Origin of the sequence: Caenimonas sedimenti (assembly GCF_007833165.1) — a bacterium.
GTDB classification, from domain to species: domain Bacteria; phylum Pseudomonadota; class Gammaproteobacteria; order Burkholderiales; family Burkholderiaceae_C; genus Ramlibacter; species Ramlibacter sedimenti.
Genome location: NZ_VOBQ01000006.1, coordinates 57,179 through 79,174 on the forward strand (window position 1 = coordinate 57,179; position 21,996 = coordinate 79,174).

The 21,996-nt window shown below is 68.8% G+C and carries 21 protein-coding genes; 9 read left to right on the forward strand and 12 right to left on the reverse strand.

Features of this window, described 5'->3' with window-relative positions; all coding sequences use genetic code 11:
- Positions 1–48 precede the first annotated feature (48 nt).
- The gene (locus tag FN976_RS08665) at positions 49–819 is read left to right on the forward strand and encodes a 3-hydroxybutyrate dehydrogenase (protein WP_145892615.1); all 771 of its coding nucleotides are present in this window, start codon (positions 49–51) and stop codon (positions 817–819) included.
- A 3-nt stretch (positions 820–822) separates the two neighbouring features.
- Here the strand turns inward: FN976_RS08665 and FN976_RS08670 are convergent, their stop codons facing one another.
- The 4 genes from FN976_RS08670 to FN976_RS08685 are packed head-to-tail and all read right to left on the reverse strand — an operon-like array spanning position 823 to position 3,565.
- Positions 823–1,638, reverse strand: coding sequence for a metallophosphoesterase family protein (locus FN976_RS08670; RefSeq protein ID WP_145892616.1), 816 nt, complete (start codon positions 1,636–1,638; stop codon positions 823–825).
- On the reverse strand, positions 1,635–2,573 hold the full coding sequence (locus tag FN976_RS08675; RefSeq protein WP_145892617.1) for a diacylglycerol/lipid kinase family protein: 939 nt from the start codon (positions 2,571–2,573) through the stop codon (positions 1,635–1,637). Before FN976_RS08675 ends, FN976_RS08670 begins: the two co-directional genes overlap by 4 nt.
- 42 nt (positions 2,574–2,615) lie before the next feature.
- Positions 2,616–3,317, reverse strand: coding sequence for an SIMPL domain-containing protein (locus FN976_RS08680; protein ID WP_145892618.1), 702 nt, complete (start codon positions 3,315–3,317; stop codon positions 2,616–2,618).
- Between the two features lie 38 nt (positions 3,318–3,355).
- Positions 3,356–3,565: a hypothetical protein gene (locus FN976_RS08685; RefSeq protein ID WP_145892619.1), complete on the reverse strand. Its 210-nt coding sequence runs from the start codon at positions 3,563–3,565 to the stop codon at positions 3,356–3,358.
- Between the two features lie 165 nt (positions 3,566–3,730).
- Between FN976_RS08685 and ompR the strand changes: the two genes are divergently transcribed.
- Complete coding sequence (ompR, locus tag FN976_RS08690; RefSeq protein WP_145892620.1) at positions 3,731–4,462, forward strand: osmolarity response regulator transcription factor OmpR; 732 nt, start codon at positions 3,731–3,733, stop codon at positions 4,460–4,462.
- A gap of 62 nt (positions 4,463–4,524) precedes the next feature.
- The gene (locus FN976_RS08695) at positions 4,525–5,994 is read left to right on the forward strand and encodes a sensor histidine kinase (RefSeq protein WP_145892621.1); all 1,470 of its coding nucleotides are present in this window, start codon (positions 4,525–4,527) and stop codon (positions 5,992–5,994) included.
- Between the two features lie 89 nt (positions 5,995–6,083).
- On the opposite strand, the gene ispF is transcribed toward FN976_RS08695, so the two are convergent.
- Together ispF and ispD are read right to left on the reverse strand one after the other, a co-directional pair.
- The gene (ispF, locus tag FN976_RS08700) at positions 6,084–6,566 is read right to left on the reverse strand and encodes a 2-C-methyl-D-erythritol 2,4-cyclodiphosphate synthase (RefSeq protein WP_145892622.1); all 483 of its coding nucleotides are present in this window, start codon (positions 6,564–6,566) and stop codon (positions 6,084–6,086) included.
- An 8-nt stretch (positions 6,567–6,574) separates the two neighbouring features.
- Positions 6,575–7,270, reverse strand: a complete 696-nt coding sequence (gene ispD / locus FN976_RS08705; protein WP_145892623.1) for a 2-C-methyl-D-erythritol 4-phosphate cytidylyltransferase — start codon at positions 7,268–7,270, stop codon at positions 6,575–6,577.
- A 100-nt stretch (positions 7,271–7,370) separates the two neighbouring features.
- Here ispD and mfd point away from each other — a divergent pair, with 100 nt between their 5' ends.
- Both mfd and FN976_RS08715 read left to right on the forward strand, forming a co-directional pair.
- Complete coding sequence (gene mfd / locus FN976_RS08710; RefSeq protein ID WP_145892624.1) at positions 7,371–10,817, forward strand: transcription-repair coupling factor; 3,447 nt, start codon at positions 7,371–7,373, stop codon at positions 10,815–10,817.
- A complete protein-coding gene (locus FN976_RS08715; protein ID WP_145892625.1) occupies positions 10,817–11,746 on the forward strand; it encodes a CAP domain-containing protein in 930 nt (309 codons plus the stop codon). Before mfd ends, FN976_RS08715 begins: the two co-directional genes overlap by 1 nt.
- Before the next feature lie 16 nt (positions 11,747–11,762).
- Here the strand turns inward: FN976_RS08715 and FN976_RS08720 are convergent, their stop codons facing one another.
- A complete protein-coding gene (locus tag FN976_RS08720) occupies positions 11,763–12,734 on the reverse strand; it encodes a CvpA family protein (protein ID WP_145892626.1) in 972 nt (323 codons plus the stop codon).
- A gap of 92 nt (positions 12,735–12,826) precedes the next feature.
- On the opposite strand from FN976_RS08720, the gene serB reads away from it, so the two are divergent.
- The gene (gene serB / locus FN976_RS08725; protein WP_145892627.1) at positions 12,827–13,552 is read left to right on the forward strand and encodes a phosphoserine phosphatase SerB; all 726 of its coding nucleotides are present in this window, start codon (positions 12,827–12,829) and stop codon (positions 13,550–13,552) included.
- Between the two features lie 42 nt (positions 13,553–13,594).
- Here the strand turns inward: serB and FN976_RS08730 are convergent, their stop codons facing one another.
- Entirely contained in the window at positions 13,595–16,306 is a 2,712-nt protein-coding gene (locus FN976_RS08730) for a sensor histidine kinase (RefSeq protein ID WP_145892628.1), read from the reverse strand.
- Positions 16,303–17,559 (reverse strand): MFS transporter, encoded by a 1,257-nt coding sequence (locus FN976_RS08735; protein ID WP_145892629.1) that lies wholly within the window; start codon positions 17,557–17,559, stop codon positions 16,303–16,305. The genes FN976_RS08730 and FN976_RS08735 overlap by 4 nt, the downstream gene beginning before the upstream one ends.
- Before the next feature lie 125 nt (positions 17,560–17,684).
- Here FN976_RS08735 and FN976_RS08740 point away from each other — a divergent pair, with 125 nt between their 5' ends.
- Both FN976_RS08740 and FN976_RS08745 read left to right on the forward strand, forming a co-directional pair.
- Positions 17,685–18,815: an ABC transporter substrate-binding protein gene (locus FN976_RS08740; protein ID WP_145892630.1), complete on the forward strand. Its 1,131-nt coding sequence runs from the start codon at positions 17,685–17,687 to the stop codon at positions 18,813–18,815.
- Between the two features lie 85 nt (positions 18,816–18,900).
- A complete protein-coding gene (locus tag FN976_RS08745; protein WP_145892631.1) occupies positions 18,901–19,530 on the forward strand; it encodes a CDP-alcohol phosphatidyltransferase family protein in 630 nt (209 codons plus the stop codon).
- A 22-nt stretch (positions 19,531–19,552) separates the two neighbouring features.
- Here the strand turns inward: FN976_RS08745 and FN976_RS08750 are convergent, their stop codons facing one another.
- From FN976_RS08750 to FN976_RS08760, 3 genes are read right to left on the reverse strand one after another with little or no spacing between them, the layout of a single operon-like run.
- Positions 19,553–20,248: a hypothetical protein gene (locus FN976_RS08750; protein WP_145892632.1), complete on the reverse strand. Its 696-nt coding sequence runs from the start codon at positions 20,246–20,248 to the stop codon at positions 19,553–19,555.
- A 14-nt stretch (positions 20,249–20,262) separates the two neighbouring features.
- Complete coding sequence (locus tag FN976_RS08755; RefSeq protein WP_145892633.1) at positions 20,263–20,886, reverse strand: FHA domain-containing protein; 624 nt, start codon at positions 20,884–20,886, stop codon at positions 20,263–20,265.
- Positions 20,887–20,929: 43 nt separating this feature from the next.
- Positions 20,930–21,379 carry a DUF2721 domain-containing protein gene (locus FN976_RS08760; protein ID WP_145892634.1) on the reverse strand — a complete coding sequence of 150 codons (450 nt, stop codon included), beginning with the start codon at positions 21,377–21,379 and terminating at the stop codon, positions 20,930–20,932.
- 97 nt (positions 21,380–21,476) lie between these two features.
- On the opposite strand from FN976_RS08760, the gene FN976_RS08765 reads away from it, so the two are divergent.
- Positions 21,477–21,917 carry a universal stress protein gene (locus tag FN976_RS08765; protein WP_145892635.1) on the forward strand — a complete coding sequence of 147 codons (441 nt, stop codon included), beginning with the start codon at positions 21,477–21,479 and terminating at the stop codon, positions 21,915–21,917.
- Positions 21,918–21,996 lie beyond the last annotated feature (79 nt).

A 21,996-nucleotide genomic window follows, 5' to 3' on the forward strand; every position in this document is an offset into this window, starting at 1 on the left:
GCTGCCTGCTCTTTCGCAAGCATCCTAATTCATCCCGGAGAGAACCACATGTTGAAAGGCAAGACCGCCCTCGTCACGGGCTCCACCAGCGGCATCGGGCTGGGCATCGCCAAGGCCCTGGCGCGCCAGGGGGCCAACGTCATGCTGAACGGATTCGGCGACGTCGAGGGCCCCAAGGCGGAAGTGGCGGCGCTGGGCGTGCAGGTGGGTTACCACGGCGCCGACATGAGCAAGGCCGCCGAGATCGAGGCCATGATGAAAGCCGCGGCCGCGCAGTTCGGCCGCGTCGACATCCTCGTCAACAACGCGGGCATCCAGCACGTGGCCCCGGTGGAGGACTTCCCGCCTGAGAAGTGGGACGCCATCCTGGCCATCAATCTCTCCAGCGCCTTCCACACCAGCCGGCTCGCCCTGCCCCCGATGAAGTCCGCCAACTGGGGCCGCATCATCAACGTCGCCTCGGTGCACGGACTGGTCGCGTCGGCGCAGAAGTCGGCCTATGTGGCCGCCAAGCACGGCATCGTCGGCCTGACCAAGGTGACCGCGCTGGAAAACGCCACCACCGGCATCACCTGCAACGCCATCTGCCCGGGCTGGGTGCTGACGCCGCTGGTGCAGAAGCAGGTGGATGCGAAGGCGGCCGCGCTGGGCCTGTCGAATGAAGACGCCAAGAAGCAGCTGCTGGCCGAGAAGGAACCGTCGCTGCAGTTCACCACGCCCGAAGAACTCGGCGAGCTCGCCGTGTTCTTCTGCTCGCCGGCCGCGAACAACGTGCGCGGCGTGGCCTGGAACATGGACGGGGGCTGGGCGGCGCAGTAACCGTCAAGCGCCCAGCACCAGCTCGCGCTGGTGTGTGCGCTCGAAGCGCTCGTCCGCCAGGTCGTAATCCCAGCGTTCGACGGTGCAGGAACGCGGCGCTCCCTCCGCCGGTGGCTGCCACCGCACCACGTTGACCGAATTGGGCGTCCCATGCCGCACCCGGTGCGACACCGCCGTCCCCGCCTGCAGGCAATACAGCGCGCGCGGGGTGCCCGCGGCACGCTGGCACAAGTCGCTCACGTACGGCAGGTGGATGTGCCCGCCGAGCACCAGGTCGGCACCGGCCCGGGACCAGGCCTGCACGGCGGCCTCGCCGCCATGCAGGCGATCTTTCTCGTCCTCTTCCCGCATCACGCAGGCCGGCTGGTGGGTCACCACGACCCGCAACTGGCCGCGGCGCGCCCCACCCAGGCGCCGCACCACGCGCTGCACCTGTGCAGAGGACACTTCGCCATCCTTGTGGCGCTCCGGCCGCGTCGTGTTCACGCCCACCAGCAGCAGGTCGGGCAGGTCGATCTCGGGTTCCAGCTCGGCGCCGAAAGCCGCGCGGTAACCCGCATAGGGATTGAACAGCCGCGCCGCGAGGTTGTAGAGCGGGATGTCGTGGTTGCCCGGTAGCGTCAGCAGGTTCGCCACGCCCAGCGAATCGCAGAAACGCCGTGCCGCCTCGAATTCGGCTGGTCGTGCGCGCTGCGTGATGTCGCCGCTGTGCACCACGGCGTCGGGCGCCAGCTCGCGCGCGAGAGCCTGCAGCGCCGTGACCACCTTGGGCTGCTCCGTGCCGAAGTGCGTGTCGGAGATGTGCAGCAGCACCGTCATGCGGCACCGCCTCCGCCGTCCACCGGCTTCAGCAGCATCAACGGCTTGGGCGACACCGAAAATCGCAGGGGGGGCTGCATGCGGACCACTTCGCCATCGGTCGCCACCTCCAGCGAGCGCCGCGTGCCGGTTTTCACCGTTAGCGACCGGAAAGCAAAGCTGTCGAGTTCCTCGCTGTCGCCGAGCCGCCCCGTGACGCCACGCAACAGCAGGCGCCACTTGGCCCAGCGGCCCTGCGGACGCGGCGCGAGAGCAGCCAGGGTGCCGCGGCCCGCCGTACCCATCACCTCCGGCCCGATGCCGACGCGTTCCAGCTGCTCCCGGTTGTTCCCGACGAACAGCGTCGGGGTGCGCAGGTTGCGCAATTGACCATCCTGCTCGATCTCGAGCACGAGCCGGCGCCGCCAGCCAAGCAACGAGACAATGCCCGAAAGCAGCGCAACCCAGCGATGGCGTCCCAGCTTCTGCTTGAAGGCTTCCCGGTCGCTCAGCACGCGCGGGTACAGGCCGATGCTGGCGTTGACCAGGAAGACGCGCTGGTTCACCAGCCCCACGGCCACAGGCACCGGCTGCGCGGCCAGCAGGCAACGCGTCGCGTCCTCGGCTTCGAGCGGCAGGCCGTGCTCGCGCGCGAACAGGTTGAAAGTGCCCTGCGCGATCACGCCCAGGGTGCAGCCCTCGGTCAGCGCCGCCTGCGCGGCGCTGTTCAAGGTGCCGTCGCCGCCGACGGCCACCAACGCGCCGCCGGTTTCGCGCGCACGGCGGGCCGCCGTGCGGCAGGCCGACGCGATGTCAGGCGCGGGCACTTCGATGATTTCATGGGGGCGGCCGCTCGCCGCCAGCACGGCGGCGATGCGGTCGCGGGTCTCACGGGCTTCGTTTTCCCCGGAGCCTGGATTGAGCACCACGAAGAGCGGTGGAGGCGTGTCGGGCATCGGGGCACTGTAGAGCCCCGGTGCGTGAAGCCCTGTCGGACACTAGCGCAACTGGACGGAGCCCGAGACCGTGACCGTGACGGCGCTCTTCCCCGCTTCGACCGGCACGGCGGCATCGGCCAAGGCGGCCTTGGCTTCCATCGCCATCATCCGGGGGCGCGGCTGGAAGCCCGGCTCGCTCGCGTTCACCGACACCTCGCGCAGCGTGTAGCCCGAGAAGCCGAAGCCCTTGGCGAGTTCGGCCGCGCGCGCCTTGAAACGCTCGATGGCCTGCGCCTGTGCCTCGCCCTCGACCTTGTTGCGCTGTTCGCGGCTCAGGCCGAAGCTCACGCCGCCCAGCGTCATGGTCTGGATGCGGCCGGCCGTCTGGGTGATGCGCGGGAAATCGCGCCCTTCCAGCACCAGCTCGGCGGTACCCTGCCACCCGCTCATCTTGCCGTCGCGGCCGTGTCGCGGATAGAGAGCAAAGTTGCCGGTGCGTACATCCAGCTGGCCTGGCTGTGCGTTCTTGCGCGCCTCGTTGAGCGCGGCGTCCAGCGCCGTCTTCAGCTGCGTCTGCACCACCGCGGCGTCGGCGCCTTCGCGGGCCGTCGTCAGGTTCATCACCAGCAGGTCCTGCTGGACTTCGACGGTCCCGCGAGCTTCCAGTTGCAGGACGTTTTGCGGTGGCGGGTAGGGAACGGTCTGGGCGGAAGCCGCCGAGGCCCAGAGGGCGCATGCGGCGGCGAGAGTCTTGTAGGTCATCGAGGGGGTTCCTTGCATCCGGCGCGCAGCATAGCCGCCTAGGGGCGGCGTGCGGGCGCGCGGTTGAAGTCGGCGAGTTGCCGGCGCAGTTCCGCCCGCTCACCTGGGGAAAGCTGCCGCGGCTGGGCCTCGCCTTGGCCAGCCGCTGACACCTGGCGAACCGTCTGGCGCAGCTCGCCTCCCGCGGGTGAAGCCAGCGCTGGCAGGGCCGCCGCGAAGAACCAGAAGAGCAGGAAGGATGACTTCATACGCATGCAACGGTCGAGCGTACAGGCCGCTCACATCGCTGCTGTGAACGACTGCGCCCTCGGGCAACATTTGTAACACTGTGAAAAGCACCTCGGAAAAACCCGCACGGCCGGGTGCATGGCCCTCAGAATCGGCTCTGTTACAAATTGGATTCCCGGAGAACCATGACCCAAGCAGCCGCCCGAACCGACAAGATCCTGGTGGTCGACGACGACGCACGCATTCGCGACCTGCTGCGCCGCTACCTGACCCAGGAAGGGTTCGAAGTCATCCTGGCGGAAGACGGGAAGGCCCTCAACCGCCTGATGCTGCGCGAGACGGCCGACCTGATCGTGCTCGATCTGATGATGCCGGGCGAGGACGGCCTGTCCATCTGCCGGCGGCTGCGCGCCGCCAACGACCGCACGCCGATCATCATGCTCACCGCCAAGGGTGAGGACGTGGACCGCATCGTCGGCCTGGAAGTCGGCGCGGATGACTACCTCGGCAAGCCCTTCAACCCGCGCGAACTGCTGGCCCGCGTGCACGCCGTCCTGCGCCGCCGCCCCGCGCAGGAAGCGCCCGGCGCGCCGTCGTCCGACAACGAGGTGGTGTCGTTCGGCCCCTTCGCCTTCGACCTGGGCGCCCGCACCCTGCGCAAGAACGGCGACGAACTGCCGCTGACCACCGGCGAGTTCGCCATGCTGAAGGCGCTGGTGCGGCACCCCCGCCAGCCGCTGTCGCGCGAAAAGCTCGCGCAACTGGCCCGTGGCCGCGAGTTCGAGCCCTTCGACCGCAGCCTCGACGTGCAGGTCTCCCGCCTGCGCAAGCTGATCGAGGCCGACCCGGCGTCCCCCCGCTACATCCAGACGGTCTGGGGTGTCGGCTACGTGTTCGTGCCGGACGGCGCGGGCTGACAAACGGCTGCCGAGGACGGACAATGGCCTGATGCCCAGGCCTGTCCTCCCACGCCCCCAAGATGCGAACGCAAGGCGCTGAAGCCACCGGGCCGGTTCCGCTCGAAACCGGCCCCGCCCCGCTCGAAATGCGGCCCCGCGTGGGGCTGTCGCTGTTCTGGCGTACTTTCTTCCTGCTCTCGCTGCTGCTGGTCGGCTCCATCGTCGCCTGGCTGCAGACGTTCCGCGCGCTGGAATTCGAGCCGCGCGCCGTGCAGACGGCGCAGCAGATCGCCTCGCTGGTGAACCTCAGCCGCGCGGCGCTGGTCCACGCCGACCCCATCGCCCGCGTATCGCTGATCAAGACCCTGGCCGACCAGGAGGGCGTGCGCGTCCTGCCGCGCGAACCGGGCGACCGGTACTCGGCGCTGACCGGCAGCGCCATGGACCGGCGCATCGTCGACGAACTGGTCAGCCGCCTGGGCTCCGGCACCCTGATGGCCAGCGCCGTCAACGGCGAACAGGGCTTGTGGGTCGGCTTCAAGATCGAGCAGGACGCCTACTGGATGCTGCTGGACCGCACGCGGTTCTCGCAGGTGGGCGGCCGGACCTGGCTCGTCTGGCTGATCACGGCCGCCGCCTTGTCGCTGGCCGGGGCGGCTGTCATCGCCCGCCTGATCAACCGGCCGCTGAAGCAGCTGTCGTTCGCCGCGAGCCGCGTTCGCGATGGCGACTTCGATGCCAGCCGGCTCGACGAGAAGGCCGTGACCAGCGAAATCCGCGAGGTCAACATCGGCTTCAACCGGATGGCCCAGCAGCTCGCCAAGATCGAGCAGGACCGCGCCGTCATGCTCGCCGGCATCTCCCATGACCTGCGCACGCCCCTCGCGCGCCTGCGGCTGGAAACCGAGATGAGCGTGGTCGACGAGGACGCCCGCGCCCACATGGCCGCCGACATCGACCAGCTCGACGCCATCATCGACAAGTTCCTCGACTACGCCCGGCCGGACCATGCCGAGCTCAAGCCCGTGATGCTGAACGACGTGGTCGAGGCCTGCGTCTATGCGATCCAGGAGCAGACCGACATCCGCGTCAACCTCGACCTGCCGAAGAACCTGGAAGTGCTGGCCGACGAGGTCGAACTCGCCCGGGTCGTCTCCAACCTGCTGGAAAACGCGCGCCGCTACGGCAAGACGCCCGAGACCGGCATCGCGATCGTCGACGTGGCTGCCCGAGCCAGGAACGAATGGGTGCTGCTGAAGGTGCGCGACCACGGCATGGGCGTCTCACCCGACGCGCTCCCGAACCTGATCAAGCCGTTCTTCCGCGGCGACGCCGCCCGCACCGCCGCCACGGGCGCGGGGCTGGGCCTGGCGATCGTCGACAAGACGGTGCAACGCATGGGCGGCATCTTCGCGCTGGCCAACACCACCTCGGGCGGGCTCGCGGCGCACATCAAGCTGCAGCGGCCGCGGCCAGTGCAGCAGGCGGCGGCTGCCTCGGCGAAAGACCAGGCGGACAAGCGTGCCGCGCTGCGCGAAACGGCGGCTTGAATGTGCCTCCTGTAGGCTGGGTTGCGCGGAAGCGCACCTCAGCGTTTCGGGTTCGCCGGGGGGCGCTGGGGTCGCTGCGCGAACCCAGCCTACAACTCCCCCAGCAACAGCACAACAGCCCGAGCCTCGATGCTCTGCCCCATGCCGACCGGGCCGAGCTTCTCAGCCGTCTTGGCTTTCACGTTGACGGCAGCCGGTGCCAGGCCGAGCGCCTGAGCGATTCGCGCACGCATGGCATCGATGTGCGGCGCCAGCTTCGGCGCCTGCGCGACGATGGTGCTGTCGATGTTGGAGATGCGCCAACCCTCGGCCTGGACACGCTTGGCCGCCTCGGCCAGCAGGACGATCGAATCGGCGCCACGGAAGCGCTCATCGGTATCCGGGAAATGACGGCCGATGTCGCCCAGCCCGGCGGCACCCAACAAAGCGTCCGTGATCGCATGCAGCAGTGCGTCGGCGTCCGAATGCCCCAGCAACCCTCGCTCGTACGGAATCTCGACGCCGCCCAGCAGCAGCTTGCGGCCGGGCACGAGGGCGTGTGTGTCCCAGCCCTCGCCCACCCGGATCAGCATGGGGGCCATCACCTGCGCCCGCGCAGCACCGCTTCGGCCATGGCGAAGTCTTCCGGGTACGTCACCTTGAAATTCTGGGCACCCGCTGGCACCAGCAGCGGCTTCAGGCCCATGGCCTCGATCGCGCTGGACTCGTCGGTGATGCTGTTGTCCGCACCTTCCAGCGCCTGGCGCAACATGCCGAGGCGGAACATTTGCGGCGTCTGGGCCAGCCACTTGTCGTCGCGCGACAGCGTGCTGGCGACCCGGCCGCCCTGGTCGATCTTCAGCGTGTCCGCGAGCGGGTGGGCCAGGAGACCGCCGACTTCGTCGTCGGCGCAGGTGTCGATGAGGCGGTTGACGAGCTCCGGCGTGATCAGGCAGCGGGCGGCGTCATGCACCAGCACCCAGTCGTGGTCCACGGCACCGGCACGGCGCAGCTCGCGCAGGCCGTTGGCGACGCTGGCGGCGCGCGTGGCGCCGCCGCAAGGCACGACCAATGCCGAGGTGGTGGGGTTGCGTTCGAAGAAGCCGTCGCCCGGTGCGACCACGACGAGGGTCCGTGCGATCCGCTGTACCGCAGCGAATGCCGACAAGGTGTGCCAGATCATGGGCTGGCCGGCCACGCGCTCGTACTGCTTGGGTCCGGCCGTTCCGGCCCGGCTGCCGTTGCCGGCGCAGGGAATCAGTGCAAAGTACCTGGGGGCGGGGGAGTTGCCGTTCATGTCGTCCGTCGATTCATTCTATCCCCCGTAAAATCGGGGCACCACCCCGCCCTCTCAAGGCGCGGGGTGTTTTGCATTTGCGGTCACCGAACGATTGTTGATGGATTTACCCAAGCTTTCCCCCGGCAGGCGAATGACCCTGCCAAGACCCGTGGGTTCCGCCGACGCGCTGCTCGCGGCGCGGCTGGCCCTGCGCGAGCAGCAGGCGGGACGCCTGACGGCCATCGTCACCGCTGACGCGATCGACGCCCAGCGCCTGCTGGACGAGATCGGGTTCTTCGCGCCGGACCTGCGCTGCGCCCTCTTCCCGGACTGGGAAACGCTGCCGTACGACCAGTTCTCGCCGCACCAGGACCTCATCAGCGAGCGCCTCGCCACGCTGTGGCGCATCCTGCAGCGCGAGGCCGATGTCGTGCTGATGCCAGCGAGCACCGCGCTGTACCGCCTGGCGCCGCCGGCCTTTCTCGCGGGCTACACCTTTCACTTCCGGTTGCAGCAGAAACTGGACGAAGCACGCCTGAAGGCGCAGTTGACGCTGGCCGGCTACAACCACGTCACCCAGGTCGTGAGCCCCGGCGAGTACGCGGTGCGCGGCGGGCTGATCGACCTCTTCCCCATGGGCTCACCGGTGCCGTATCGCGTCGACCTGTTCGACGATGAGGTCGACTCCATCCGCACCTTCGACCCGGACACGCAGCGCAGCCTCTACCCGGTGCCCGAGGTGCGGCTGCTGCCGGGGCGCGAGTTCCCGATGGACGACGACGCCCGGGCGCGCTTCCGCAAGCGCTGGCGCGAGCTGCTGGAAGGCGACCCCACCCGCAGCCGCATCTACAAGGACATGGGCAACGGCGTCGCCACCGCCGGCATCGAGTACTACCTGCCGCTGTTCTTCGAGGACACGGCCACGGTGTTCGATTACCTGGGCGAGCAATCGATGGTGCTGTTGCACGGCGACCTGGAGCCCGCCTTCCAGCGCTTCTGGCAGGACACGCGCGACCGCTACCGCCTGGTGCAGGGCGACCCGGATCGCCCGGTGCTCCCGCCCGAAGCGCTGTTCCTGAACGCGGAGCAGTTCTACACGCGCGCCAAGGAGCATGCGCAGGTGGCACTGCGCACCGATGCGCAGGACGTGGCCGAAAGCGCCTGGTTCCAGAAGCTGCCGGACCTGTCGGTCGTGCGCGGCGCCGAAGACCCGTTGCAGCGCCTGAAGGACCACGCCAAGGCGACGGCGCATCGCGTGCTGGTGCTGGCCGAAAGCGCGGGCCGGCGCGAAAGCCTGCTCGATTTCCTGCGGGCGAGCCACCTCACGCTGCCGGCCTTCGATTCGCTGGAGGAATTCCAGGCGAGCGACGAGAAGCTCGGCATCGCCACGGCGCCGCTCGCCAGCGGTTTCGCCTGGGTCGAACAGGCGATCGACCTCGTCACCGAAACGGAGCTGTTCGCCACCACGGCCACCACGCGCCGCCGCAAGAAGCAGGAACAGGTCAGCGACGTCGAGGCGCTGATCAAGGATCTCTCGGAGCTCAACGTCGGTGACCCGGTGGTTCACGCGCAGCACGGCATCGGCCGCTACCGCGGCCTGATCAGCATGGACGTCGGCCAGGGCAGCACCGAGTTCCTGCACCTGGAATACGCCGACAAGGCCACGCTCTACGTGCCGGTGAGCCAACTGCACCAGATCAGCCGCTATACCGGCGTCGGGGCGGACGAGGCGCCGCTGCACCGGCTGGGCTCGGGCCAATGGGAAAAGGCCAAGCGCAAGGCGGCCGAGCAAGTGCGGGACACCGCCGCGGAACTGCTGAACCTGTACGCCCGCCGCGCGGCGCGCCAGGGCCATTCGTTCCGCTTCTCCGCCCAGGACTACGAGACCTTCGCCAACGATTTTGGCTTCGACGAGACGCCGGACCAGAACGCGGCCATCCATGCCGTAATCCAGGACATGGTCTCGCCGCAACCGATGGACCGGCTGGTCTGCGGCGACGTCGGCTTCGGCAAGACCGAGGTGGCGCTGCGCGCGGCCTTCATCGCCGTCACCGGTGGCAAGCAGGTCGCTTTTCTGGCGCCGACCACCCTGCTCGCCGAGCAGCACTACCAGACGCTGGTCGACCGCTTCGGCAAGTGGCCGGTGAAGGTGGCGGAGATGAGCCGGTTCCGCTCCGGCAAGGAGATCACCGCCGCCCTCAAGGGGCTCGCCGACGGCAGCATCGACATCGTCGTCGGCACCCACAAGCTGCTGGCCCAGTCCACCAAGTTCAAGAACCTGGGCCTCTTGATCATCGATGAAGAGCACCGCTTCGGCGTGCGCCACAAGGAGGCGGTGAAGGCGATGCGGGCCGAGGTCGACGTGCTGACGCTCACCGCCACGCCGATCCCGCGCACGCTGGGCATGGCGCTGGAAGGCCTGCGCGACCTGTCGGTGATCGCCACCGCGCCGCAGCGGCGGCTGGCCATCAAGACCTTCGTGCGCAGCGAGAGCAACGGCGTGATCCGCGAGGCCGTGCTGCGTGAGCTGAAGCGCGGCGGCCAGGTCTACTTCCTGCACAACGAGGTGGAAACCATCCAGAACCGGCGCGAAGCCCTGGAACGGCTGCTGCCTGAGGCGCGCATCGCGGTGGCGCATGGCCAGATGCCCGAGCGCGAGCTGGAGCGCGTGATGCGCGAGTTCATCTCGCAGCGCTTCAACGTGCTGCTGTGCTCCACCATCATCGAGACCGGCATCGACGTGCCCACGGCCAACACCATCGTCATGGCCCGCGCCGACAAGTTCGGCCTGGCGCAGTTGCACCAGTTGCGCGGCCGCGTCGGCCGCAGCCACCACCAGGCGTATGCGTACCTGATGGTGCCCGACGTCGAGAGCCTCACCAAGCAGGCGGCGCAGCGGCTGGAGGCCATCCAGCAGATGGAGGAACTGGGCTCGGGCTTCTATCTCGCGATGCACGACCTGGAGATCCGCGGGGCCGGCGAGGTGTTGGGCGAGAACCAGAGCGGCAACATGCTGGAAGTCGGCTTCCAGCTGTACAACGAGATGCTGTCGGAGGCCGTCCGCTCGCTGAAGGCCGGCAAGGAGCCCGACCTGCTGTCCCCCCTGTCTGTCACGACAGAGATCAACCTGCATGCGCCCGCGCTGCTGCCCGAGGACTATTGCGGCGACGTCCACCTGCGGCTGTCGTTCTACAAGAAGCTGGCGACGGCGAAGAACGTCGACCAGATCGACCGCCTGCTGGAGGAGATCGTCGACCGCTTCGGCAAGCTCCCGCCGCAGGGCCAGACACTGGTCGACGTGCACCGGCTGCGCGTGCTGGCTCGGCCCTACGGCGTGGTCAAGGTGGACGCCGCCCCCACGATGATCCACATCACCTTCAAGCAGAACCCGCCGATCGAGCCGCTCGCCATCATCCAGCTGGTGCAGAAGAACAAGCACATCAAGCTGGCCGGCAACGACAAGCTGCGGGTCGAGCGCGCGCTGCCCGACCCGAAGGACCGGGCCCAGATGGTGCGGGATGTGCTCAAGTCGCTCGGGCAGCCCAAGGTGGCGGAGCCGGCCTGATGGGTGTCGCCGATGCCGTCGTCGCGGTGCTCGTCTTGCTGGGCCTGGTGTTTGGCTGGCGCCAGGGGCTGGTGCGCGCCTCCCTGGAACTGCTGGCAGTGGCAGGCGCCGCGGTCGCCGCGTGGCTGCTGTTCGGCTATGCGGCGTGGTGGCTGACCGACCGGCTGCCGGGGCTGGAAGTGTGGGTCGCCCCTTTGTCCATGAGCGTGATCTTCATCGCCGTGATGCTGCTCATTGCCGCCAGTGGCCGGCGATTGCTGCGTCGGTGGCCGATGGCCGTGCGCCCGGCCTGGCTCCATCGCGGCGGCGGGGTGCTGGCCGGCGTGGCCAATGGGCTGCTGCAGGCGGCCGTCGGCATGGCCCTGCTGGGGCCCGCGGCCAAGGCTGGCTGGCTCGCGCCGGCCATCAGCCAGGCGTCATCGCCGATCGAGGCGCGCATCGGCCCCGTCTTCGACCCGGCATTGCGCGACATGCGGCACGTGATCAGCCTGCCCGACCGGCCCGACGCGACCGTGGCGCTGGACTACCGGTTGCGCGCGGCCACCGTCCGCCCCGATCTCGAGGCGCGCCTGCTGGAACTGGTGAACGCCGAGCGCGCGCGCCATGGGCTGGCCGTGCTGATGGCGGACCCGGAACTGTCCCAGGTGGCCCGCGCCCATTCCAGCGACATGTTTGCCCGCGGCTACTTCTCGCACTATGCGCCCGATGGTGCGTCCATGGACGACCGCTTGCGCCGCTACCAGGTGCGTTATCGCATCGCCGGCGAGAACCTCGCACTGGCGCGCTCGCTCACGATGGCCCACGAAGGCCTCATGAAATCGCCCGGCCACCGCGCCAACATCCTGCGGCCGCAGTTCGGCCGGCTGGGCATCGGCGTCCTGGACGGGGGAACGCACGGGTTGATGGTGACCCAGAATTTCAGGGACTAGCCGAGCCTCGGACTCTTCAATTGCGGAAGTTCTGCGTGACCATGAGCCCGTCGCGCCCGCCATCGAGCACGCCGATGCCCAAGCGGCCGAACTGGGGCCGCAGGATGTTGGCCCGGTGCCCCGGCGACTTCATGAGCCCGTCGTGCGCGATGTTCAGCGTCTGCGCCATCGCCAGGTTTTCACCGGCCACGAGGTAGCGGACGTTCCGCTGGCGGATGCGGTCACCCAGGCTCTTCTTCTCGGGTGTCACGTGCGAGAAGTAGCCGCGGGCGAACATGTCGCGGCTGTGGGCCCGCGCCACTTCCGCGAGTTCGGGGTCGGCCTGCACCGGTTTCAGCCCCGCGCGCTCGCGCTCGGCATTGACCATGGCCAGCATGCGGGCCTCCAGGTCGGGCCGGACTTTGGGATCCGCGACGGTGGACTTGAGCGCGATGGTTTCATGCGATTCCGCAGGCACGGTCACCACCTGCATCAGGCGCCGGACCGCTGGGTCGAAGATGGGCGTGAGCCGGGCCTCCAGCCACTCGGCGGGCGAAGCCAGCGTCGAGGCCAGCGTGCTGGCACGTGTCATCGCCGCCAGTTGAGCGCCCAGCGGCACGGTGTGCAGGATGAGGGCGGCGACGGTCGCGTTGATCAGGCCGTTGCCCAACCCCGGCAGCAATCCGAAGAAGCGGTTGATGCCATGGACATGCACCTTGGGCGGCGCGCTGCGCGCGAGTGCAAGCCCGATGCTGCCCAGCAGCAGCCACGTGAACACCAGGATGCCCAGGAAGCTGAGGGGCAGCGTCCAGGCGGCCAACGTGGGGACCTGCCGCCCCAGCCACGCGGCCGGCGCCTGGTAGAACAGGAACGCCACCACCACGCCCGCGATGAGCACCAGCAGGTCGAGGGACGCAATGAGAAAACCGCGCCGCCAGCCGGCAAAGGTGCCCAACAGGATGACGAGCACCAGCAGGACGTCGATCAGCGAGAAAGTCAGTGGATCCATGGCCCCGTCAGTGTGGCCGCTGGCGGTTGAGCCTGCCGTCGGACAGCTTCGTCGGCCGGTGTCCGTGCGCGGGATGCGAAAATCAGCCCGACATGAGCACACCCCGAGAATTCGCCCCCGGCCTGGTGATCCAGGACATCACCCCGCCCCTGCGGCTGGCCGACTTCCGCCTGATCGCCTTCGACATGGATTCGACGCTGATCAACATCGAGTGCGTCGACGAGATCGCCGATGCCGCCGGCCGCAAGGAGGAAGTGGCGGCCATCACCGAAGCCGCGATGCGCGGCGAGATCACCGACTACAAGGACAGCTTGCGCCGGCGCGTGAAGCTGCTGGAAGGCGTGACGGTGGCCGAGATGGAACAGGTCTTCACCGAAAGGCTGCAGCTCAATCCCGGGGCGGCCGAACTGGTCGCCGCCTGCAAGGCGGCCGGCTTGAAGACGCTGCTGGTTTCCGGCGGCTTCACCTTCTTCACCGACCGCATCCGCGATCGCCTGGGCATCGACTACACGCGTTCCAACGTGCTGGAGATCCGCTCGGGCCCCAATTGCGGTGAACTCACCGGGCGGATGGTCGACCAGGAGTGGGGCGACATCTGCGACGGGGAGGAGAAACGGAAGATGCTGCTGGAGACTTGCGCGTTGCTCGGCATCCCTGCGCAACAGGCCATTGCGGTTGGAGATGGTGCGAACGACCTGCCCATGATGGCTGTCGCCGGATTGTCGGTCGCGTATCACGCCAAGCCCAAGGTGCGGGAGCAGGCGAAAGTGGCGATCAACTCCGGGGGACTGGACCGGTTGCTGGAGGTGCTGGCTTAGGGTCTGCGTTCCACGGCACCTGCCGGTCCGCGGTTTTCGGGGTTACCCCGGCAACCGCACGGTGAACGTGGTCCCCGCCCCCACCCGGCTTTCCACGGCGATCGTCCCGCCATGGACTTCAACGGCGTTCTTGACGATCGCCAGCCCAAGACCCGTGCCCTGGATGTCCCCCACGTTGCTCGCCCGATGGAATGACTCGAAGAGATGCGCAATCTCGTCGGCCGGAATGCCGATGCCCTGGTCCGACACGGTCAGCACGGTTTCCGCACCATCCTTCACCGCCTGGAACAGCACCCTGCCCCCCTGCGGCGAATACTTGATCGCATTCGACAGCAGGTTGCCGAAGATGTGGCGCAGCAGCTTCTCGTCGTACCGGCCGCGGCCCACCCCCGGGCCGCATTCAACGGTCACGGCCGCGGTCGCGTCGGGATGCTGCGCTCGCGCCTCGTCCACGAGCTGCTTGCACAGCCGCGGGAGGTCCACGTCCGAGGGCTTGAAGTCCAGCATCTGCGCGTCGGCCCGACCGAGCAGCAACACGCGGTCCAGCATGCGCGACATGCGCTGGACCCCATGCGCGATGCCGTCCAGCGTTTCCATCCGCTCCTCCGGCGGCAGCCGGTCACCGTAATGGCGCAGCAGTTCTTCCGCGGACAAGATGGCAGCGAGCGGCGTGCGGAACTCGTGGCTGGTCATCGCCACGAAGCGTGAGCGCAGTTCGTTCAGCGCCCGCTGCTGCTCCAGCGTCTCCAGCATCTCGGCTTCCGAACGCTTGCGCAGCGTGATGTCCAGGAAGGTCCAGATCACGCCGGAATCGGGGTCGTTGGGGCGCACGCAGCTGCCGCCCATCTGCACCCAGAAGAGCTCGCCGTTGCGGCGCTTCAGCTGCATCTCGCAGACGTAGGAGCCCGATTCGATCAATGCGGCGCGTGCCTCCACGCCGAAGCGTTCCCAGCTCTCCTGGTCCGGGTGGATGTAGTCGGAGCCCTGGCCGATCAGGATCTGCCGCGGGTAACCCAGCATCTGCGCGAACTTCTCGTTCACCCACTCGTGGCGCCGGTTGACCGAGAGCACGATGCCCACCAGCGCGTTGTTCAGGATGGCCTCACGCTCGGACATGCTGCGTTGCAGCTGCTCCTCGAGCACCTTGCGGCGCGTGATGTCCATGATGACCCAGACGGTGCCCTGGCTCAGGTCGGCCGCGCTCACCGCCTTGCCGGACAGCAGGATCCAGATCTTCGTCCCGTCGAACTGCTGGACGGGCAGTTCCTCGTGGTACACCTCGCCGCGCGCCGCGCAGGCCGCCACCGCGCCACCGACCCGAAGGTACTGTTCGCGCGACAGGTAGAACGGCTCCATCGACGCGATCTGGTCGCGGGTGGCGCCGAAGATGTCGAGCATCGCCTTGTTGGCCCAGCGCAGCCGGCCGTTGGCGGTCAGGAACGCGATGCCGACGATGGAGTTCTCCAGGATGATCTCGCGCTCCTCCAGCACGGTCTTCAGGCGCGCCTGCGACTCGCTCAGCACCTCGACCATCGCGTGTTCGGCCGCGATGCGCGCCTGCGCCTGCTCCTTGAAGCGGCGTGCCACGTTGATGCGGTCGGCCAGAGCGAACGAGAGCAGCACCATTTCGAGCGCCGAACCGATCAGGAGCGCGTTGGAGGTCAGCGGGTGCGAAGGCAGCACACCCGTGTTGTGGAGGAACAGCGCGATCACCCCCAGCAGCAGCACCGACCAGGCTGCCAGGTAGTGCCTGGCGCCACCATGGCCGCGGCGCAGCGCCAGCACGCCGGACACCACCAGGCCGGCCACGCTGGGCACCGCCAGGGCGGTCACCATCCAGCTGGAGAAGGTGTACGGCAGCAGGAGCGCCGCCGCCAGCGTCAGGACCCAGCCCCCGACGATCACGCGCAGCACACGGTCCATCACCGGCATGCCCTGCGCGCTGCCCAGGAAGTCGCGCGCGAACTGGAACCCGAAGATGGCCGCCAGGCACAGGCCGGCCGGTGGCGAGACGCTGTTCCACCAGACCAGCTCCGGCCAGATGAACTGGTAGCCGAAACCGGTCAGCGCGGCCTGCGCCGTCGCCATGCCCGCCACGAACAGCACGTAGACCAGGTACAGGCGGTCGCGCACCGCGACGAACAGCAGCAGGTTGTAAAGCAGCAGCCCGATCAGCAGGCCGAAGTACAGGCTCAGGACCGCGTAGTTCGCCTGGTCGTGCTCCCACAGGGCCGCGGCGCGCCACAAGCGCAGCGGGGCCGACACGGTGCCGGCGGATTCGATGCGCAGGTACAACGTCGTCGTCGTGCCGGGTGGCACGCGCACGGGCAGCACGTGGTTGCGATGCGGCACCGCGCGCGCGGCGAACGGCAGCAGGTCGCCGCCGATCTGGCGCTCGTGGCCGGATGAACCGTCGGGGGAATAGACCTCCAGCCGGTCCAGCGGCGGGTAGCCGAGTTCCAGCAGCCAGTTCGGGGCACTGCCGGAAGGCGACAACAGGTCCACCTTGAGCCAGATCGCGGAACGGGTCAGGCCGAAGTTGGCGCCCGGCCCCGACACCGGCACGGGGCGGAAGCGCGCCTGCTGCGCGGGCGCCAGGATGTCCTCGAAAGCCAGTTTGCCGGCAGGGTCCTCCAGCACCTGCAGTGCAGGCGCCAGGTTGTGGCTGGAGGCCCCACCGACGGCCAGCGGCGCCGCGGCGGCGGCGGCCCATCCGCCCAGCAACAGGCAGCAGGCGAGCAGTCGCCGGATCACGCGGCCAGCCGCGCCCGCCGCGGCCAGGGCACGACCAGTCCCAGCGAACGGGCCCGCAGCAGCAGGAAGCCGACGATGGTCATGTTCAGCAGGTTCCAGGCGATGCCATTGAGGAAGGCCGCACGGTAGGACCCGGTGAGGTCGAACACCACGCCGGACATCCAGCCGCCCAGCGCCATGCCGAACAGCGTCGCCATCAGGACCGTGCCCGTCCGGGCGCCGGCTTCCTGCGGGGGGAAGTATTCACGGACGATCAGGGCGTAGGACGGCACGATGCCGCCCTGGAACAGCCCGAACATGCCGGCGACGATGTAAAGCGAGACCAGCCCGTCGAACGGCAGGAACAGCAGCAGCGCCACGCCCTGCAGCATGGAGCCGAGCAGCAACGTGCGCAGCCCCCCGATGCGGTCGGAGATCCAGCCCGAGACCAGCCGGCTCACCACCCCCAGGGCCAGCATCAGCGACAGCATCTCCGCACCCCGCGCCGCCCCGAAACCCAGGTCGCCACAATAGGCGACGATGTGCACCTGCGGCATCGACATGGCCACGCAGCACGAAACGCCGGCGACCGACAGCAGGGCCGTCAGCGCGCCCGGCGACATGCCCAGCGGCCGGGCCGATGCATGCGCGGCTTGCGCCGCCGCCGTCACCGCCGGCTGCAGCGGCGGCCGGCGGCGCAGCACCAGCGCCAGCGGCACCATGCTCGCAAAGCAGAACACGCCGATGCCGACATAGGTGTGGCGCCAGCCCACGCTGTCGATGAAGTGCTGGATGATCGGCGGCCAGACCGCCCCGGCCATGTAGTTGCCGCTCATGCAGATCGCCAGGGCGATGCCCCGGCGGCGGTCGAACCACTGCGCGGTGTCGGCGACCAGCGGGGCGAACGTGGCGGAGGTGCCGAGAAGTCCCACGAAGAGGCCTTGCGCCAGGCAGAACAGCGCCAGGTTCGGCGCGAGGCCCGCGCCGACGAAGCCGAGGCCCAGGCCGCAGGCGCCGATCAGCACCGGCGCCATGACGCCGAACCGGTCCGCCAGCCGCCCCATCAGGATGCCGCCCATGCCGAAGCCGATCATCGTCAGCGTGTAGGGCAGCGACGCGTCGCCGCGGGCCACCCCGAAATCGGCCTGGATGCGCGGCAACACCACCGTGATCGAATACATGCCCGATCCACCGATGGTCATGAGCAGCAGGGACACGGCAAGCCGGCCCCAGGCATAGCCCGATTCGATGTCTTCCGTGGTCCCCCGCCGCATGGGGTGCTATTGGATACTATTTGTGGGACGAGGGTCGGATCGCATTTCCTAAGTGCTTTCCACACTGACTTTTCCGGCCATGTGGCCTAAGGTTCGCGTCAGTCGAATGGACGTGGAGCGAGACGATGAAAACAATGGCAATGCTGGCGCGGGCCGTCACGGCGGCGGTGGCGGTGTGCGGCGCGCAGGCGCTGCAGGCCGCGCAGATCGTGGTGGGGCAGGTCGGGCCGCTCTCGGGGCTGGAGGCGAGCCAGGGCCGGGCCTATGGCACCGGCATGCAGCTTTACTTCAACGCCGTCAACAAGGCGGGAGGCGTCGGCGGCCACACGTTCACGCTGGTGCGGCGCGACGACGGCGGCCGGCCCGAGGACACCGTGGCCGGCACCAAGGCCATGCTGGCGGAGGACCGCCCCCTGGTGCTGGCCGGCTATTTCGGCACCAAGAACATCACCGACCTGGTGGCTTCCGGCCTGCTCGAGAAGGAACGCATCGCCCTCGTGGGCTACCGCACGGCCGAAGTGCGCAGTGAAACCCCGCTGCTGTACAACGTGCGCGCCACCCTGCGCGACGAGGTCAACAAGCTCACCGAACACCTGGCGACCATCGGCATCACCCGCCTCGGCCTCTTCTACGAGGATGGGCCGGGCGCGCCGGCGCTGCTCGCCGCAGCCGACGAAGCGGCCAAGAAGGCGCGGGCCTCGATCACCCACAAAGCGGCCTACGAAGGCGGCACGGCGAAAGTGACGCCGGCGGTGGACCTGTTCCTGAAGAACCCGCCGCAGGCGATCATCATGATTTCCAGCGGGGCGGCCGCTGCCGGCTTCATCGAGCAGTACCGCGGCGCGGGCGGCGCCGCGCAGCTGTTCGCGCATTCGGGCGCCGACATCGAGCAGCTCTCCAAGCGCCTGGCCGAGGAGCAGATGCAGGGCGTCGCCATCGCGCAGGTCACCCCCAGCCCGTACAAGGTGGCGAGCCGCCTGGCGAAGGAATTCAACGACCTGGTCACCAAGACGCCCAACCTCGAGGTGCCCGTCAGCTACGCCATGATGGAAGGGTACATCGCGGCCAAGGTCATCGTGGAGGCCGTGCGCCGCCAGGGCGCGCGCCCCACGCGCGAAGCCATGGCCGCCACGCTCGATGCGATGGACAGCTACGACCTGGGCGGCTACGCGGTCGGATTCAAGCCCAACGCGCGCTCCGGCTCGCGCTTCGTCGAGCTGTCGATCATCAGCGGCGCCGGCAAGATCCGCCAGTAGGCCCGCGACTACAGGGCGCCTTGCCCGGCGACTACGGCCGGGCCAGCCCGCACGTCCTATGGTGGATCCGCAACAAGGACGCCCCATGCAACGCACTGCGCCGCGCCATTTTTCGATGGTCCGGGAATTCCACCTGGCCGATTTCTTCACGCTCGGCAATGCCGCGTGCGGGGTCGGCGCGATCCTGTTCGCCATGCTGTTCATGGCGCGCGGCGATTTCACGCACTTCTACCTGGCCGCGGTCCTGGCGCCGATCGCTTTCATCTTCGACGTGCTGGACGGCCGCATCGCCCGCGCCCGGCACCAGCACTCCGCCCTGGGGCGGGAACTCGATTCCCTCTCCGATGTGATCTCCTTCGGCGTTGCGCCGGCCGCCCTGGGCTTTGCCGCGGGCCTGCAAGGGGGGTGGGATGCCGCTGCGCTCGTCTACTTCGTGTGCTGCGGCGTGAGCCGGCTGGCCCGCTACAACGTGACCGCCGAGCAGCTCGCCGGCGACGAATCCGGCAAGGTGAAGTATTTCGAAGGCACGCCCATCCCCACCAGCGTGCTGATCACCGGAGTGCTCGCGCTGCTGGCCTGGCAGGACCGGATCGGCAGCAACCTGTGGGGCGGCGGCATGGACCTGGGCCCGTGGGAGCTGCACCCGCTGGCGCTGCTCTACGTGTTGTCCGGCAGCCTGATGATCAGCAAGACGCTGCGCATCCCGAAACTCTGACCCGCCGCGGGGAACGGCGCGGCTAGCGGCGTGGCGTTTCGGCGTCGTCGTCGGTGCCGGGGCGGGTGTTCTCGAAGCCCGGCGGGACGGAATCGGTGGGATGGGCCAGCGCCGCGTCGCGAATGGCGAACAGGGCCTGCAGGTCCTGGTCGAGATCGTCGGCTTCCTTCGCGGGCGTCAGTTGCCGGGCCTCGGCCTCCATCGGATCCTGCGTGGGGGCGAAGGACAGCGGCGATTCCTGCGCCGGTTCGATGGCCGCGGGCGCCGAGCTGATCCAGACCTTCGGATCGGGCATCGCCGATTTCTGCGGCGTGACGTAGCCCTCGAACTGCCAGCCGACGCTCAGCAACCACTCGGAGGCCCGGGTGTCGAAACGCGCCATTTCACGGTCGAAGCTGTCCTGGAAGGCGAACACGTACGCGAGCAGGCGGTCATGGCCCTGCTTCACGACAAAGCTCACGTGCAGGCCGGCCCGGCCGGTCTGGCTGGTGGTCGAGAGCATGCGCAGGTCGATCCAGTCCGACGGGATGCCGTGCTTGCGCATCGTGTCGCGCAGGATCACCTGCACCAGTTCCCGCCGCTGCGTGTTGCGCGAGGCGGTCGAATCGTCCTCGTCCGTGTTCTCGCTCTCGCGGAACTGCGTCGAGGCGGGCGTGCTGTGGGGCTCGCCCGGTTCCTTGTCCTTGCCGTTGCCGAAGATGCGCTTGATGAGACCCATGGCGGGATTGTGCGTTATTCCCTCAGCAGGAACTTCATCTGCGTGCCCGCGAGATCCAGCACGTCCTGGTCGGCGAGCTGCACGGGCTCGTCGCCGATCGGCCGGCCGTTCAGGGTGGGCACGTTGCTGCCGGCCAGGTGCGCCACGAAGTAGCCGGTGCGCCGGTGCGACACCGAGACCACCGTCACGCCGGGCTTGCCGAAGGTCGTGACCGCCTTCACCACGGGCACCTCCAGCCCGGCGGAGGAGCCCGTCATCACCTGGAACCTGGCGTTCACCGGCTGCGCCGCCGCGTGGCTTTCCAGCGTCATCGCCGAGGTCTCGCCGAAGGAGCTGGGCTGCTCCGAGGCCTGCAGGTACTTGATGCGGAACGGGCCGATGGCGATCACGTCGCCGTCGTGCAGCCGGGTCCGGCTCTTGACCATGTGGTCATTGACGTAGGTGCCGTTGGTGCTGCCCTTGTCCTCGAGGAACACGTCGGCCACGCCGACCAGGTCGAAAGTGCAATGCGTGCCGCTCACCACCAGGGTGTCGAGCACGATGTCGTTCTCCGGCCTGCGCCCCAGGGTCGTCCGGTCCTTGTGCAGGTAGACGTGCTTGACCTCGACCCCTTCGACCATCGCAATGAGTTGCGGCATCCCCAGCTCCCCATGACCGCGCGGCGCGGCCTGCGCAGGGATGCTACCGCCGCGTCACCTGGAAGTCGAGCAGCCGCGTGGCCAGCACTGTTTCCGCCAGGAAACAAAGCAGGGCCAGCAGGAACGCCACCACCCCCGCGAGGAAACCGCCCAGCGCCCAGCGCGTGACCTGCAAGGCGGAGGTCTCGCCCAGGAACAGCACGATGATGGTCAGGCCGATCAGGAAGGCGCAGCTGGTCAGCAGCGCGATGCAGCCATTGGCGAGCCGGCCGCGCAGCCGCAGCTGTTCGAGTTCGCGCGCGTGGCGGTCGAGAGCTGCCGCATCCTCGGTCGCGCGGGCGCGGTCCTCGACCAGGCGGGCCCGGTCGATGATGCGTGCGAGCCGGCCGGCCACGGCGCCGATCATGCCGGAAACCGCGGTGAGGAGGAACACGGGCGCCACGGCCAACTGGATGCCGTGGACGACGGCGGCGCTGTCGATGGGGAATGCCATGGCGGCGATGATACGCAGCGCGGCCCGGCGCATTGACGCGCGGCCGCTGCGGGCCTACGCTGGGCCACCCGCGACTCGCGGCGAGCCGGAGGCTTCCATGTTCAAGCACATCCTGCTGGCCACCGACGGCTCCGCCGCCTGCGACCAGGCCACCCGCACCGCCATCGGGCTGGCGCGCACCCACGGCGCGCGGCTGACCGCCCTCTATGTGGTGGACCCCTACCCCTACCTGGGCATCGGCCAGGCCAATCCGCTGGGCTTCCAGGCCTACATCGCCGCGGCACACGCCCATGCCGGCAAGGCCCTGGGCCGGGCCGCCGAACTGTGCGACGACGGCGGCCCGCCGGTCGCCATGGAAACCCGCATCGTGGAGGAAGCGACGTCCGCCCACGGCATCGCCCAGACGGCGCGGGACGAAAAGGCCGACCTGATCGTGATCGGATCGCACGGCCATGGCGCGCTGCGCAAGATCATGCTGGGCAGCGTGACCACGCGCGTCTTGGCCGAGGCGATCGTGCCCGTGCTCGTGGTGCGCTGAGCGCGCGAACCCCTTCGCCGGCGGCACGCCGGCCTGCATGCGACACTGCGCGCCGCATGAATGGATCGACCTTTCCCGC

Coding starts and splice junctions, on each gene's coding strand:
- FN976_RS08665 (WP_145892615.1), top strand. CDS start 49: ATGTTGAAAGGCAAGACCGCCCTCGTCACGGGCTCCACCAGCGGCATC.
- FN976_RS08670 (WP_145892616.1), bottom strand. CDS start 1,638: ATGACGGTGCTGCTGCACATCTCCGACACGCACTTCGGCACGGAGCAG.
- FN976_RS08675 (WP_145892617.1), bottom strand. CDS start 2,573: ATGCCCGACACGCCTCCACCGCTCTTCGTGGTGCTCAATCCAGGCTCC.
- FN976_RS08680 (WP_145892618.1), bottom strand. CDS start 3,317: ATGACCTACAAGACTCTCGCCGCCGCATGCGCCCTCTGGGCCTCGGCG.
- FN976_RS08685 (WP_145892619.1), bottom strand. CDS start 3,565: ATGAAGTCATCCTTCCTGCTCTTCTGGTTCTTCGCGGCGGCCCTGCCA.
- ompR (WP_145892620.1), top strand. CDS start 3,731: ATGACCCAAGCAGCCGCCCGAACCGACAAGATCCTGGTGGTCGACGAC.
- FN976_RS08695 (WP_145892621.1), top strand. CDS start 4,525: ATGCGAACGCAAGGCGCTGAAGCCACCGGGCCGGTTCCGCTCGAAACC.
- ispF (WP_145892622.1), bottom strand. CDS start 6,566: ATGCTGATCCGGGTGGGCGAGGGCTGGGACACACACGCCCTCGTGCCC.
- ispD (WP_145892623.1), bottom strand. CDS start 7,270: ATGAACGGCAACTCCCCCGCCCCCAGGTACTTTGCACTGATTCCCTGC.
- mfd (WP_145892624.1), top strand. CDS start 7,371: ATGGATTTACCCAAGCTTTCCCCCGGCAGGCGAATGACCCTGCCAAGA.
- FN976_RS08715 (WP_145892625.1), top strand. CDS start 10,817: ATGGGTGTCGCCGATGCCGTCGTCGCGGTGCTCGTCTTGCTGGGCCTG.
- FN976_RS08720 (WP_145892626.1), bottom strand. CDS start 12,734: ATGGATCCACTGACTTTCTCGCTGATCGACGTCCTGCTGGTGCTCGTC.
- serB (WP_145892627.1), top strand. CDS start 12,827: ATGAGCACACCCCGAGAATTCGCCCCCGGCCTGGTGATCCAGGACATC.
- FN976_RS08735 (WP_145892629.1), bottom strand. CDS start 17,559: ATGCGGCGGGGGACCACGGAAGACATCGAATCGGGCTATGCCTGGGGC.
- FN976_RS08740 (WP_145892630.1), top strand. CDS start 17,685: ATGAAAACAATGGCAATGCTGGCGCGGGCCGTCACGGCGGCGGTGGCG.
- FN976_RS08745 (WP_145892631.1), top strand. CDS start 18,901: ATGCAACGCACTGCGCCGCGCCATTTTTCGATGGTCCGGGAATTCCAC.
- FN976_RS08750 (WP_145892632.1), bottom strand. CDS start 20,248: ATGGGTCTCATCAAGCGCATCTTCGGCAACGGCAAGGACAAGGAACCG.
- FN976_RS08755 (WP_145892633.1), bottom strand. CDS start 20,886: ATGCCGCAACTCATTGCGATGGTCGAAGGGGTCGAGGTCAAGCACGTC.
- FN976_RS08760 (WP_145892634.1), bottom strand. CDS start 21,379: ATGGCATTCCCCATCGACAGCGCCGCCGTCGTCCACGGCATCCAGTTG.
- FN976_RS08765 (WP_145892635.1), top strand. CDS start 21,477: ATGTTCAAGCACATCCTGCTGGCCACCGACGGCTCCGCCGCCTGCGAC.